11 protein-coding genes are annotated in these 14621 nt (G+C 61.5%); 1 reads left to right on the top strand and 10 read right to left on the bottom strand.

The annotated features are described in order from the left end of the window. Positions 1-63: 63 nt before the first annotated feature. From nadE to LAC81_RS31690, 7 genes are all read right to left on the bottom strand, one after another. Complete coding sequence (nadE, locus tag LAC81_RS31720) at positions 64-1071, bottom strand: NAD(+) synthase (RefSeq protein WP_223728615.1); 1008 nt, start codon at positions 1069-1071, stop codon at positions 64-66. Continuing rightward, entirely contained in the window at positions 1068-2615 is a 1548-nt protein-coding gene (locus tag LAC81_RS31715) for a class I adenylate-forming enzyme family protein (protein WP_223728614.1), read from the bottom strand. Before LAC81_RS31715 ends, nadE begins: the two co-directional genes overlap by 4 nt. 21 nt (positions 2616-2636) lie before the next feature. Beyond that, the gene (locus LAC81_RS31710; RefSeq protein WP_223728613.1) at positions 2637-2903 is read right to left on the bottom strand and encodes an acyl carrier protein; all 267 of its coding nucleotides are present in this window, start codon (positions 2901-2903) and stop codon (positions 2637-2639) included. A 22-nt stretch (positions 2904-2925) separates the two neighbouring features. After that, positions 2926-4863 (bottom strand): asparagine synthase (glutamine-hydrolyzing), encoded by a 1938-nt coding sequence (gene asnB / locus LAC81_RS31705; protein WP_223728612.1) that lies wholly within the window; start codon positions 4861-4863, stop codon positions 2926-2928. A gap of 638 nt (positions 4864-5501) precedes the next feature. After that, the gene (locus tag LAC81_RS31700; RefSeq protein ID WP_223728611.1) at positions 5502-6263 is read right to left on the bottom strand and encodes an FkbM family methyltransferase; all 762 of its coding nucleotides are present in this window, start codon (positions 6261-6263) and stop codon (positions 5502-5504) included. 112 nt (positions 6264-6375) lie between these two features. Next, positions 6376-6840 carry a cyclic nucleotide-binding domain-containing protein gene (locus LAC81_RS31695; RefSeq protein WP_113535699.1) on the bottom strand — a complete coding sequence of 155 codons (465 nt, stop codon included), beginning with the start codon at positions 6838-6840 and terminating at the stop codon, positions 6376-6378. Positions 6841-6930: 90 nt separating this feature from the next. Continuing rightward, the gene (locus LAC81_RS31690; RefSeq protein WP_223728610.1) at positions 6931-9633 is read right to left on the bottom strand and encodes an ABC transporter transmembrane domain-containing protein; all 2703 of its coding nucleotides are present in this window, start codon (positions 9631-9633) and stop codon (positions 6931-6933) included. Between the two features lie 305 nt (positions 9634-9938). Here LAC81_RS31690 and LAC81_RS31685 point away from each other — a divergent pair, with 305 nt between their 5' ends. Beyond that, complete coding sequence (locus tag LAC81_RS31685) at positions 9939-10613, top strand: class I SAM-dependent methyltransferase (RefSeq protein WP_223728609.1); 675 nt, start codon at positions 9939-9941, stop codon at positions 10611-10613. Positions 10614-10978: 365 nt separating this feature from the next. Here the strand turns inward: LAC81_RS31685 and LAC81_RS31680 are convergent, their stop codons facing one another. From LAC81_RS31680 to LAC81_RS31670, 3 genes are read right to left on the bottom strand one after another with little or no spacing between them, the layout of a single operon-like run. Then, entirely contained in the window at positions 10979-12115 is a 1137-nt protein-coding gene (locus tag LAC81_RS31680) for a glycosyltransferase family protein (protein WP_223728608.1), read from the bottom strand. After that, positions 12115-13359 carry a glycosyltransferase family 4 protein gene (locus tag LAC81_RS31675; protein WP_223728607.1) on the bottom strand — a complete coding sequence of 415 codons (1245 nt, stop codon included), beginning with the start codon at positions 13357-13359 and terminating at the stop codon, positions 12115-12117. The genes LAC81_RS31680 and LAC81_RS31675 overlap by 1 nt, the downstream gene beginning before the upstream one ends. Positions 13360-13363: 4 nt before the next feature. After that, positions 13364-14581, bottom strand: a complete 1218-nt coding sequence (locus LAC81_RS31670) for a glycosyltransferase family protein (protein ID WP_113535704.1) — start codon at positions 14579-14581, stop codon at positions 13364-13366. Between the last annotated feature and the right edge of the window lie 40 nt (positions 14582-14621).

Raw genomic sequence — 14621 nt, 5'->3', positions numbered from 1 at the left:
TCGGTTATTGCGATGCTTCGTTGAAGCCGCCGCAATAACCGCGCCGAGCCTCAAGCCTCGGGATCAGCCCTTGATTTCCTCCACCGGCCGCACGAGCTGCGGCCCCAGATGCAGGTAACGCGTCGCCTTACGCTTGGCGGCGATATCCACCCAGACCCGTTCCACCTGCGTCGCTGTCAGGCCGGCCGCATGGGCGACGGCGTCGATATCGATGCCGTTGTTGAGCCCGTAGAGGCAGAGATCCATGCGGTCGTATGGCAGAGAGAAGTAGAATTCCTCCTGCGTCTGCTCCAGCGAATAGGTGTCGGTCGTCGGCGGCCTGCGCCGGATCTCCTCGGGAATGCCGAGATAGGCGGCAAGCGCGTAGACCTGCGACTTGTAGAGATGCGCGATCGGCTTCACGTCAGCGGCACCGTCGCCGTTCTTGACGAAGAAGCCCTGGTCGTATTCCAGACGGTTCGGCGTGCCGAGCACCGCGAAATTCAGCCGGTCGGCGTGATAATACTCCACCTGCTTGCGCGTGCGCTGCTTCATGTTGGTGGCGGCGACGATGCCGAGATAGACCGATGGCGGCATCCGGTGCTTGGACTGCACACCATCCGGGCTTTGAACAACGAGCGAGGAAATATTGTAGCCCTCGCCTTCCAGCGCATTGGCGATCACGATCTTGGAGGCCCATCCGTCGCCGTAGTCCGGTACCAGTTCACGAATGAAAGCATCGCGACGCTCATAGCAACCCATCGCCTTCAGCGTCGGGCCGATATCCTCGATGATTGCCTCGACGCCGAAGGTTTCGGCCACCAGACGGCCAAAGCGCAGGCTTTCCGGATCAGAATCGTTTTCCGGCATGAACAGGCAGAAGACATTCTTGGCGCCGACGGCGCGCACCGCCAAGGCAACTGAAACGCTCGAGTCGATACCACCGGAGAGTCCGAGCACCAGGCCGCGCTTCTTCATCGCCCGCAGCTGCTCACGCAGCCCCGCAACGATCCGGTCAGTCTCGGCCGCGTGATCGATCGTCAGCGTCTCGGCCGAAAACGGGCGCGCGCCTTCAGTTGTTCGAATGTTCATTGAGCAGGCTCCATCGTCTCGGCCGCAAGGCGGCGGCTGACCTTACCGGTATCCGTCTTCGGAAGTTCGGTGCGGAATTCGATAATCTTCGGCACCATGAAGTCTTCAAGGTGGCGGGTGCAGTGGCGAATAATGTCCTTGTCCGACAGGCTGGGATCGGAGCGCACCACCAGCGCTGCAATCGCGTGGCCGAGCACCGGATCGGCCACGCCGACCACGACGGCCTCGGCAATTCCGGGATGCGCGTGCAGAACGGTCTCGACTTCCTTGGGCGCGACCTTCTCGCCGCGTGTCTTGATGATGTCGTCCTTGCGGCCGACGAAATAGAGGAAGCCCTCTTCGTCCGTCTGGAACAGGTCGCCTGTATAGAGCACCTTTTCCCACGGGTTCGGCCCCGGTCGCAGCATGCGCTCGGTCGCCGCATCGTTGCGCCAGTAGCCCTGCATGACGTGAGGACCGCGAATGACGAGTTCGCCGGGAACGCCCGGCGGTACGCGTTTGCCCTCATCGTCGACGACGAAGGCCTCGGTATTTGGTATCGCGATGCCGACCGAACCCGGCCGGCGGTCGAGTTCCTCCGGCGGGAGGTAGGTGCAGCGTTTGCACTCCGTCAGCCCATACATCGAATAGAGCCGGGCACCCGGGAAGAGTTCGCGGAGCCGCGCGATGTGCGGCGGCGGCAAGGCGGCGGCGGTATTGGAGAGATAGCGCAGGCTCGGCAGGAAGCCGGGCTCCAGATCGCGCATCTGCAGGATCATCGCCGCCATTGTCGGAACCAGCGGGAAGCCGGTGACGCCCTCCTCGCGGATCCGCTCGAAGATCGCGTGCGGGAACGCGAAGGATTTTTCCAGCACCAGCGTCGCCCCGATGCGGATCGCCATCAGCAACTGGTAGAGGCCGTAGTCGAAGGCGAGCGGCAGCACGTTGAGGATGATGTCGTCGGGCTCGTTGCGCAAATAGGTGGTGATCGACTCCGATGCCGCATCGATGTTGCGATGGGTCATCATTACGCCCTTCGGCCGGCCGGTCGAACCCGAGGTGTAGATCAGCATCGCGAGGTCGACGTCGATGCCGCGATGCAGCACCGGCATTGCCGCCTCCGCGAGGCAGGCATCGAAAGCGATCGCGTTAGCCGGCGTCTGACCATTCGGCGCGGCCGTCGAGGCAATGAAGATATCCGATTTGCCACTCAGGGCCTGCGCCTCCGCCACGGTCGGCATCAGCTTTGCCTGCGTCAGGATTGCCGCCGCCTCGCAGTCGGTGATGATGTAGGCGAGCTTGTCCGACTTGGTCGAGGCGTTGATCGGGCTGAAGGTCGCGCCAGCCTTCAGGATCGCGAAGATCGAGACCGCCGCTTCCCAGCAATTGTCCATGAAGACGAGCACACGATCGTTGCGTTTGACGCCGGCCCGCGCGAGCGCGGCAGCCAGTCTCCCCGATAGATCGTCGAATTCGCCGTAGCTCAGGCGACGGCGGTCGGTGACCAGCGCCGTTTTCGCCGCTTGCCTTGCGGCATTGCCAGTAAGAAATTGCTCGAACCGCATGGACGCCCCCTCGCGCCTTGATTATGCCGTCGCCGGCGCCCCGACCCGGGTCTCGATGAAGGCCGAAATGCGCGAAAGAGAATCGAGGTTGGCGGGCACGATATCGGCATCGCCCATGGCAATGCCGAACTGGTCCTCGATGAAGGCCACGAGTTCGAGAACGCCGGTGGAGTCGATGATGTCATTCTCGATCAGCGATGCCGTATCGGCGAGATCGTAGGACGTGTCGCCGAACAGGAAGTTTTCGATGACGAAGGCTCTAACCTTGTCTTTGATCGTTTCCGTCATGTGGTTTCCTTTCTTGAAGAGATCAGGCTGCTTCCGCCGCGCGGACGCTGGTGCCGGTGAAAGTTTGCAGCCAGAGCTGCGTCGACAGGACGCCGACGAAAGCCGCGTTGTCGCGGAAGCCGCTCACCGGCTGCGACTGGCATTTGTCGTAGAGCTTCGTCACGGCTTTGGCATTGAAAAGCCCGCTGTCGCTGACGCGCGCTTCGCTCATGGCGTCGCGGACGTAGTCGAGTTCGCCCACCCCGGTAAAGGAGTGGCTGTCCGGTGCGCGGTAGGGCTGCTTGGTCCGCTGGCCGATGGACGGGGGCAGCAGATCCTTCGTCGCTTCGCGCAGGATATGCTTCTCCACCAGACCCTTCAGCTTCATCTCTGGCGGCAGACGGGTCGCGAATTCGACGAGGCGATGGTCGAGGAACGGGAACCGCCCCTCGATCCCATGGGCCATGGCCATGCGATCGCCCTGGCTCGACAGGATGTAACCCGGCAGCAGGAAGCGGCTTTCGAGATATTGCGCCTGGTGCAGCGGGTGCCAACCGCCGAAGGCTGCGGGAAGCCGGCTCGCCAGATCTTCCGCCGCATCGTAGTTGCTCAGGCGTGTACGCAGGTCTCCGGAAAAGAAGATCTTGGTTGCCGCCGTGCTCTTGAAGCGCGGACGATGCGAGAACAGCGGATCGTCAAGCGATACGTCGCCGGCGCCGAAAAACGCGGCCAGATACTCCGCCGATTGCTGCTGCAGGCCGGGGATGTAGGGATAGAGCTTGCGGAAGAGGTGCGGGCGCATGCGTGAACCGGGCTGCCGGCCGCAGAACCGGCGCACCCGCGCCTCCTTGAAGATATCGTAGCCGGCAAAGACCTCATCGGCCCCTTCGCCCGTCAGAACCACCTTCAGCCCCTGCTCCCGCACCAGACCCGAAAGCTGATAGAGAGGCGCTGGCGCCGTCCGGATGATCGGTCGCTCCGCAAAGCGGATCACCTCCGGGAAGGATCTTGCGATGTCGCCCGCCCGGCAGGCAACGGCGCTGTGGTGTGTGCCGAGCGCTGTCGCCATTTCCACCTGGAAGGCGCTCTCGTCGTGTTCCGCGCTATCGAAGGTGACGGAGAAGGTCCTGAGGCCCTGCGGCGCCATGCCGGTCGCCATCGCCGCGACGATGGAGGAATCGAGCCCGCCGGAAAGGTAGGAGCCGACGGGAACATCGGCGCGCATCCGGATCCGGGTGGCATCGGTAAGCAGCGCACGCAGTTCTTCGGCAGCGACACGCTCGTCCGTGAAAAGTGGCGGCGCACCGAAGTCGGGATAGTCGAGCTGCCAATAGGGACGGATCGAAACCTTGCCCTTTTCTGCAATCATGAGATGCGCCGGCTCGAGCTCCTGAATGTCGCGAAAACCGGTGCGCGGCGCGATCGGCGCCCAGAGCGTAAAGATCTGATCGAGCGCGATCGGATCGAGTTCGGCAGAAACGCCCGGCACCTGCAGCAGGGCCTTGATCTCCGAGGCAAAATAGATCGTGCCGCCGTGGGTCATGTAAAACAGCGGACGAACGCCCATCCGGTCGCGCGCCAGCACCATCCGCTGGCGACGCCGATCCCAGATGGCGAAGGAAAAATCGCCGTTGAGACGAGACAGGCACTCCTCGCCCATGACATCGTAAAGATGCAGGATCACTTCGGTGTCGCTTGACGTGCGGAAGCGCCGTCCCTTGGAGCGCAGTTCCTCGCGCAATTCGACATAGTTGAAGATTTCGCCGTTAAAGGCGATCGTCAATTCGCCGGTCTCGTCCGACATCGGCTGCTGACCATCGCCGAGACCGACGATCGACAGACGCACATGCCCAAGTCCGGCCTCCTTGTCGACGAAAAAGCCGGTCTCGTCCGGACCGCGATGCGCAATCGCAGTAACCATTTTCTCGAGAAGGATCTTAGCGTCTGGAATTGAGCCGAAATGGCCACCGAAACCGCACATGTTCAAATACTTTCACACCGGTCGATCACCGCCGGAGCATAATCCGCATGAGGGACTCAAGGGTTAAGTCTCCGGCATTTTCTGGTTGTATGGTAAATGCCACGGTTCGGGCGTCAAATCCCGAGATAGGGGCAAGGAATCTAGCCTTAACGCTCCGAAATTCTTGTTTTCGATATCATTTTAAACATCAGATAGAGAAACAGGACCGGCCAAAAAATGCATATGAGCAGCCCGGCGAAACGATACATGTTCCAAGGCGCACGCGCCTGCAAACCTTCAAGATAAGTCATCGCCAACAGAAACAAGGCGGGCATGCAATAGGCGGCAGTCGCAAAACATATCCATGCCATACGGTCGCCCTCACGACGCAACATCAAGCCAAGGCAATGGCGGCCGAGAAATTTATAGCAGCGAAAATCACGTCTTCAAACGATGAATTACCATTCTCTAAAGAATGGTTAACCATACCGGCTCTCCGCCCCTCGTCGGCGAGCGGCTGCCCTTGTTCGAAAGCGAACTGGCGGACGGGGTTGCCCTGAGACCGCGCCTGCGCGAAGGCGCACGTGCGCAACGCGTTGTAACGAACCATCCGGATAAGGAGACGGATCGAGAACGCTCCCCGGCGTTCTGGGGATCGCTTAGCGACCGTGACGCCTCGAAACGAACAACAGATCGAAACCGCGAAACTCCCGGCGGGCAATCGATTTGCGCAGCACCGTCCATATCGCCTGCGGATTGTCGAGGCGAAAGCCGCTCAGGCTGCGGATCAGCCGCATCGTGGCTGTTATCGTGCGAATGGCCCGCAGCGCCGAGGGCCCTTTCAGCGAGGCAAAAAGGATTTGCGGGTGCACTGCAAGCAGGACGCCGGCCGTTCGCTGCAGATCGATCGCCCGGAACTGATCCATGGCGCGATACTCATATCCTTCGATATCGATCTTGAAGCAAAGCCTCTCGGTGCGGGCCATAGCCTGAAGCTCAGCGATCGTAACCGTCTGCGCCCTGATCGCCTCGCCGTTGTCATCGGCAATCAGGGCTGACGTTTCCGAGCTGCCAAAACCACCGCCCACGGAGTGCAGCACCAACACCTCGTCTTCGGAAAGCGCGGCGTTGATGACGCGCACCTCCCCGCTGTTTTCCGGCTGCATTTCCTTGAGGATACCGAAGCAGACGGGATCCGGCTCGACAGTTATGACGTTGTCGGCAATCTGCGCCGCCCAATAGGGCGTCACCCCGATCCATCCGCCGATGTCGACAAAGGTCGTCTTGCCATCGACCAGGCGCTCGATGTTCTGAAACGTGCAAGGTTCCCAATCGCCGTTCTGCAGACGCGCAAAGAAGCGCTTCTTCTCCGGTTTGTCGGGGAACTGAACGGTTTTCTGGAAATAGGTTATCGAACGCATGGCGCCTGTCTAGCCGATATCTCCGCAAAGCGGAATCGCTTTTGCGAAAGGCTCACATGACGGGAGGGAATGCCTGGACATGAAACGGGCCGGCGCGAAGCGTGCCTTGGCGTCAAGCCTCCACCCGCTCGACCTGGCTGCGGGCTTCGCTAAGTTCGGCCGTGGTCTGGGCGAGGCGGTCTGCCAACACACGCATGATCTCCACCGCCATCTCCGGAAAATCGGCGAGAAGCTTGAGGAAATCCTCCTTGCGAATGCGCAGGGCCTCAAGCGGCGTGGCAGTGCGCACAGTCGCCGTGCGCGGCGTATTGCAGAGGATAGCGATTTCGCCGACGATCGAATTTTGCTCGAACTCGGCAATTTTGAAAGGCCCGCCGGCCGTATTGATCAGCACTTCGGCCTTGCCGGAAAGAATGACGTAAGCCGCATCGCCGATGTCGCCCTGATAGAACAGTGCCTCGCCGGCGCCGTACATCACCCTGTCAGATGTGAAGGCAAGAAGTTTCAACTTTGCCGGCGGCAATCCTGAAAACAGGGTAATCCGGCGCAGCATTTCAACTTCATCCTTGAGCAACATCACAATCCGTGTCTCCGATTTCCCGTCGGGAGCAGTCTGCCTCCCGCATCGCGCGGGACCATATGCTCGTGCCCTGACATTAATATTACATCAAGATGCCATTTCCTTGTAGTCGCGTCCGTCATCCACCGCGGCATCGGCACCGGTGTCGTGCACCAACCGCCCGTTTTCGAACCGCGCTACGCGATCGAACAGCTCCAGCAACGAAGGGTTGGCAAGGACCCATACGATCGCCGGTTCCCGCCCGGCCCGGTCAAGCATCGAGAAGACGTTGCGCACGACTTGTTCCTGAACGCGTTGATCGAGCGCAAGCAGCGGCTGATTGAAGATATAGAAATCGCAGGCGCGGATAAGCGCGCGCGCAAGGTCGAGCTTCTGTCGCTGGGCCGCCGTCAAACGCTTGCCGCCGGCGCCGACATTAAAATCGAAGCCGAAGGCCAGCACTTCGTTATAGAGGCCGCCGGCCTCGAAGAGATCACGTACGATCGCCCGGATTTTCTCCGACCCATCGGCATGCTTGTGGCCAATGCGTCCGAAGAGCACGTTGTCGATAATGCTGCCCGAAGCGATGTAGCGGTTCGGGCGATAATGCTCGATCATCCCTGCAAGATCGGCTGGCAGGCCCTCATCGAACTCGCGGCGCGCAGCAACAACCTTCGCCATCACCTCATCCGTCAGCAGACCGAAGCGGTGCCGCGGCTCGATGTAATCGAAGCACAGCCGGATGATCTTGATCTGATCGTCTTCGGAAACCTCGCCCTTGCCACGGCTGCGCACCTTCTGAAGGATGGCCTCATAAACGGGTATTTCCTCGGCGGTCATGAACGTCAGTTGTTGAAAGAACGGATGATCCGGCGGCAAGTCGCGGAACAGTTCGACCACGTTCTCGGCGATCTCGATGCCCATGTCGTAGAAGGTTTCACGCAACCCGACCCGCTGCAGGATCGTCTTGAAGAACGGGTGGTTCTCCAGCGCGTCCGCCCACATCACCTGATCGGTGATAGTGCCGAACAGCAGGTTTTCACCGATGGTGGCCTCGACGTTGTAGGCTCCCGGCTCGAAGAACACGACGAGGTCGCTGAGCTTTTCCTTTTCAAGGCTCTGCCTGAGCGCGCTGCGCATCTCGACGATACCGGCCGCGAATGCCGCATGGCGGTTCGGGTCGATCGTCGAGCGGACGGCAAGCGCCATCACGTCGTTGGTCAACAGCACGGCGTCGAGAACCGGGCGGATCTGCACGAGCAGATCGTCCGGACCGCTTGCCCCTGCCGACCCGTAGTCGATCCAGTCGCTGTTGACGTCGAGATACGGATTACCGGCAAGGCGGGCCTCGATCACTTCCCACTTGCGGTGCGAAGCGCCCTCCCCTTCATAGGCAACCTCCGTCAGCGGAGCGTGCTTCAGACCGTAGAAAAGGTTGTCACCGAGGCTGCCCTGGAACACGTAGACATCGGAGGACGCGTAAGCGATCCGACGCCCGGTGACGGATTCCGGAATCTCCAGAATGTCCTGTCCGCCGATGACCACCTTGCCGCTTGCCGGCCAGACCAGGCGACCAAAGGCTTCCGCCAGCACCTCGCCACCGCCGGTCAACGCCACCTTCTCTCCAGGCTGCACCTGAAGCGACACGTGGTCGAGCAAGGTCGAGCCACCGTCGTCGATCACCGTCAGGTTCACGGCGGCCAGCGGTCCATTCAGCGATTCGATGGTTCCCGTGGCAACCGCCTGAACCTTCGGATCGAGCAGCGGATCGACGCTGAATTGCTCGACGACTTGCGCATACTTGACCTGGACGTCCTGGCGGGCCTGGTCCCAATCGATCAGTTCCTTCAGGGGACCTGGCAGGTCCTTGTAAGCGCCGATGACCGCAACGAGCTGCCCGATGTCAAGGCGACCCTGCAGGGCGAAATAGCCGCCGATCGCGTAGAACAGGAATGGCGTGACCTGCGCCAGGAAATTGTTGATGAACTTGACGAGGAATTTCCACTGATAGAGATCATAGCGGATCTTGAAGATCCTCGCGAGGCGCGAGGCGATGTCGGCCCGCTCATAGTTTGAGGTATCGTGCCCGCGGATGGCGCCAATACCGTCAACGATTTCGCTGACGCGGCCGGAGAGCTCGCGCGCCGTCAGCTGGCGTTCACGCCCAAGTATCAGCAGCCGCTTGCGCATGCGCGGGATGATCACCGCCTGAACCGCGACGATCAGCGTGGCGATCAGGCCGAGCCAGAAGCTCTGCAGCAGAATGAACACCAGGGCGGTCAGCGCCTGGCCGCCGAGCAGCGCCGGCGAAACGAAGGCATCGCCGGTAAAACCACCGAGCGGTTCGACCTCGTCCTTGATCATCGTCGCTATTTCGGCCGGTTTCACCCGCTTGAAGTGGCTGGGCGGGAAGCGCAGGACGCGGTCGACCAGTTCGAAGCGGATACGCCGCAGAAGGCGCTCGCCGAGTCGGCCCTTGAAGGTATTGATGTAGAATTTGAACAGGCCGTTGACGACCACCAGCAGCAGGAACACCAGGCTGAGGGCGAGTAGCATGCCTTCCCGGCCGAGGTGGAAGCCCTCGAAGACGTTGATCGTTCCGAAGTACGGCAAGTCGAAGGAAATCGGCAGGAAGGCCTGCGTCGCCTCCGGACTGTCGAAGCCGTCGCCCTGGATCGGTCCATTGACGATCTGCTTCGGCAGGTCGAAGGACAGGAAGTAAGGGATCATCGACAGCGCGACGACCACCAGAATCCAGAGCTGATCCTTGCGCGTGTGGGTCCAGATGTAGCGAGAAAGGCGTGGTTCCATGTGTCTGGCAATAGGACCTTATTGAACACGATAGCTGCTGGCGTGGCGGACTGCCGTTTGCTCCGCCACGCATCATTCCTCGGCGGAGTCTCCGGATGGGTGCCTATCGGCGCTCGATCGCGAAGTGGATGCCTGCATATTCCGCCCGGCGCCGAATCCGGTTCTGTCGATTATGCAGGTGCGAGGGAAATCTGCAATGGACGCGGGTTTCAACTCCACTGCCGCGAAGGCAACCACAGAGACCGTCACGCTCCGAAGCACACGCCGTTATTGCACTCGCCCGACACGCAGCTTACAACGGGCGCATGAAACACACCAGCCATCCGCCGTCCCGAACCAGCGATTGGTACGAGCATGCCTTTGATTTGGCACGCGGTATCGCCGCCTATACGCAAAGCCCCCTGCTCGAGGGTGTCGCGAAGGTAATCGCCAAACATCCCGAAGCCCACATCGCCAACGCCTTCAATCACAAGCAGGTCGCCTGCAAGGTCTGGGCGCGCGATACGCTTTTGCATGTTGCGGGCGCATCCTACGCCAGGATTGCGATCCTCGGTGGCTGGTACGGCATCCTGGGCGCCATGTTGCTGGAGGACACGCGCTTCAAGGTCGCTGCAGTCGACAGCTTCGACATCGACCCGGATGTGGAAACGGTCGCGCGGACCCTCAATTTCGCCTTCCCGGAGAAATTCCGCGCCGTAACAGCCGACATGTACGCCATCGATTATACGACACTCGGGGCCGACCTCGTCATCAACACGAGCTGCGAGCATATCGCCGACCTCCGGTCTTGGCTCGATCGCATCCCTGCCGGCACGCGCGTGCTGCTGCAATCCAATGACTATTTCAGCGAGCCCACCCATATCAATTGCGTGGCTTCCGTCGAGGACTTCGCGAAACAGGCAGCGCTGACCACTGTCGAATTCGCCGGCGCCCTGCCGACGAAGAAATACACCCGTTTCATGCTGATCGGAACGGTCTGAGCACACCGGCTGGTCACACCGTCGCCAGCACGCGCTCAACCGCTGTCTTCAGGGAAATCGTGCCGCGCCTATGTTCGCTGGCGCTGTGTCGGGACCAACGCCGGCGCCACCGGGTGGGCGAGCACCTCCGCCATGGCCGAGGCCACTTCACCGGCGCTCCAGTCTTCCAGTCAGCCCAGTCCGATAACTAACCATGGGCCTTGCCTGGCATGCACACATACATGGCTGAGACGCGTTATGGTCGCGGCGGTCGCGGACATATTATCTGCCATTGCGATTTGACGCCGCGAGACGGGCGGTCCGTCGCAAGGCGTCGCCAAGGCGCTCCTTCTGAAGCGCCCGCGCAAAGCCCACAATGGAACCGCTTAACGAGCCGTACGGCTCTCAAGGATTTCGGCAGTCTTCATCGCCCCATCCAGGTCCAGCGGCGGAATATTCGGCTTATGCCGCGCCAGCATCGCTTCCACATCGCGCGCCAGCCTCTCGGGCGTCACCTCGGCCTCCAGCAGCACGCCGGCAAGGCCGAGCTTCTCAAGCCTTTCCGCCCGGGTCGACTGCTCGGTTTCACCGCCGGCGACGAAGGGGATCAGCAGGGATCCGCAGCCGGCGCGGATGATGTCGCAAACCGTGTTGTAACCCGCTTGAGAAACCGAAAGCCGCGCGCCCGAAAGCAGGCTGGCGAAATCCTTGCGGAAGCGGAAAAGTTGCACGTTGTCGGGCGCGGCAGCCGCAAACGCATCGTAATCCTGCTGCGGCAGGTTCGGTCCGGTGACGAGGCACCATTGTAGCTCGCGCGGCAGCAGGCTTGCCGCCTGCAACGCCGCACCGATCAGTTCCTTGCCGACCGCACCGCCGCCGGCCGAAACGAGCACGTCGAACTTTTCCGCCGGCGCATCCGGCGCTGGGCCTGCGACGAGGCCGGTATAGGCGACCTTGTCCGCGATCTCGGCCGCGTAGGGATAGGTTTCCTCGAGCCGCGCGAAGGCAGGATCTCCATGCACAAGCACGAGATCGAAATGTGCCCTGACGACATCAAGGGTCTCTTCGGCGCGGCCGGGTTTCGTCCGCTCCTGCAGGATGTCCCGCAGCGAAGCGGCAACAAGAGGTCTTGGGGTCTGCTTTTCGATTACATCGAGCAAGGGCATCAACTCGAAACGCATCTGCCGGCGGCCGAAAGGGAAGGCTTCGAAGACAACGATGTCGGGATCGCAGGCCAGATACGCCTCGATCAACAGGTCCCGGCGCTGATCCTTGAAGGCATCGCTGACCGGATTTCCGTCGCTGTCGGAAAGGCCGGAAAATCCCTTGTCGCCGGCGAGCACGGGCGGAAGAGCCACATGTTTTACATCACTTCCCGGGAAACCCGGTACCGGGCTGCCACCGGTCACGACGGTCACCTCGAAGCCTCTGGCGGCAAGGGCGCTCGCGATCCGGCTCGCCCGCGCCAGATGTCCGATGCCCAGCAGGTGCTGTACGTAGAAAAAGACACGACGCGCACGCATCAGGCGGCTCTCCATTCGCTGGCAAACAGGGCGGCGAGCTGATCGATGCTGGTATGGTGGTCGAATTGCTCGCGGACTTTCCGTTCCGCCGCATCGCCAAGCCTGAGGCGGAGCGCCGGATCGCGGATGAGTTGCTCGAGCGCCGCAGCAAGCGCCTGTGGGTCCTCCGACGGAACGACCCGGCCGTTCTCGCCATCGGCGAGAAGTTCCGGAACGCCGGAGATCGCCGTCGAGACGCAGGGCAGCCGCTGGCTTGATGCTTCGACGAGGACATTGGGCAATCCGTCGCGATCGCCGTCGGCGGTGATCCGGCAGGCAAGCGCAAAGATGTCGCTCGTCCGGTAGTGCGCCAGCACATCGGTCTGGTCGAGCGCGCCCTTCCAGGCAATCCTGTCAGAAACACCAAGCTCGGTCGCAAGCGTCTTGAGCTCGCCGGTCAGTTCCCCCGCGCCGATATGCTCGAACCGCCAATGGAGCTCTGCCGGCAGCAGCGAGAGCGCCTTCAGCAGCACGTCGTAACCCTTCTTGCCGACGGCACGGCCGACGCTGACAAGGCGCACGGGATCCGAAGGGTCGGAACCGTTCCGACCGGAATGTGCGCCCTCGAAACGGGGGAACCGGTCAAGATCAAGGCCGTGATAGCTCAGGTGCACCCGCGCTTTTTCTGTCGTCAGGCTCTTCAGATGCTCGTAGCCCATGCGTGTGCAGGTCACTGTCCAGCGCGCCCGTCCGAGCTTTTCGGAAAGCTCCCAGTCGGGCGACGTCCAGATGTCCTTGGCATGCGCCGAGCAGGTCCATGGCGTGCCGGTGATCACGCTGGCATAGGCGGTCACCGACGCCGGCGTATGGATGAAATGCGCGTGCAGCCAACGCGGGTTGCCCGGCCATTCCGAAGCGAGCACCACCGCCTGTCCAAACCGGCGAAAGCGGTTGCGACTGAAGTCGCGGCGCAGGTCTTTGAGAAAAAGCCCGAATGCCGGCCAGAAACCCGGCTTCGGCAGGGAACGGACGAGGCCGCGCAGCACCCGCAACGGTTTTTCGTGAAGATATTCGGGCAGATAGTGAACCTCGGCGCGAATCTCGTCGTGAACCGGGTGGCGCTTGCCGTCGGTCGGACGGCGCAGTGCGATCAATACGAGGTCCAGTCCGGCCCGCTCGAGGCCAAGCAGTTCCTGCGCGATGAAGGTTTCCGAAAGACGCGGATAGCCCTTCAGCACCACTGCAATCTTGCGATCTGTCGGCAATGCTTCAGCTCGATTTCTTCACGATATTCAGATGGCCGCTCGAAGGCCGATCGAGCCACCCGCCGACGATTTCGGAGATATGCGCCAACCCTTCGAGCCGCAGGCCGTTGGCAGTGCTTTTCGACGGCGGCGCCCGGGACGGAAGCGCTTTCAGCGCCGCCGCCAGGCGCAGCGGATCTTCCGCTTCGTCGGGCAACAGCATTTCGACGAGCCCGAGTTCGGCGGCGCGGCGGGCGCGGATCAGTTGCTCCTCGCGCGGCTGGATGCGCGGCACGATCAGCGCCGGCTTGTCGAAAGAGAGAATTTCGCAATAGGTGTTGTAGCCGCCCATGGCAACGACACCCTTTGCGCCAGCAATGAGCTCTTCCATGCGATTGTCGAACTCGATGATCTTGATATAGGGAATCTTGCTCCCTTTGCGGATCAGCTTTTCCCGCTTCTTGACCGGCATATAGGGCCCGAGCACGATCAACGCCCTGTGCATCAGTTCCGGGTCCTGCTGGTAGGCGTGGATGACCTGGTGGATCAGATCGGCGCCGTCGCCGCCGCCGCCGGTCGTCACCAGGATGTAGTCGCCTTGGGGCTTATGGCCCGGCAGTTCCTCGCGCGGAACGCTGCGCTGCAGGAAGCCAACGAAGTCCATTCGGTCGCGCACGGCCGGCGGCACTTCGAGTTCGGTCAGCGGATCGTAAAAGTCCGGCGGGCCATAGACCCAGATCGTATCGTAGTACTGCTCGATCTTGCGCATGGTATCGCGCCGCTTCCACTCTGCCTCCAGCAGATGCGGTGCATCCATGACCTCGCGAAGGCCCAGGACCAGCGTCGTGCCATGGGCTTTCAGGTAGGTCAGCGTCTCCTCGACTTCGCCGCGCAGGCCCATGGGCTCCTTGTCGACGATGAAGATGTCGGGCTTGAAGGTCTCGGCGGTGTGGCGAATGATCGCCTGACGCATCTTCAGCGTCTCATCGAGTTCGATATGACGGTCGAGCGAGGTATAGTCGCCGTTGTGCAGCTTGATGACGCTCGGGATCTTCACGAAGTCGACGCGCGCGCGATAGTCGAAAGCACCGGCGATCGTTGCGCCGGAGATGATCAGGATGTTCAGGCCGCGATAGTCTTCCACCAGCGAATGCGCGATCGTGCGGCACCGCCGGAGGTGACCGAGCCCGAACGTATCATGGCTATACATGAGGATCCGGGCATCTTCGAAACGCCGCATCATGCAAGAAACCTTTCGCACAGGGTGCAATGAACCGTTTCAC

The organism is Ensifer adhaerens, assembly GCF_020035535.1.
Classification (GTDB): Bacteria; Pseudomonadota; Alphaproteobacteria; order Rhizobiales; family Rhizobiaceae; genus Ensifer.
This window is presented reverse-complemented; position numbering and strand designations above follow the sequence as displayed.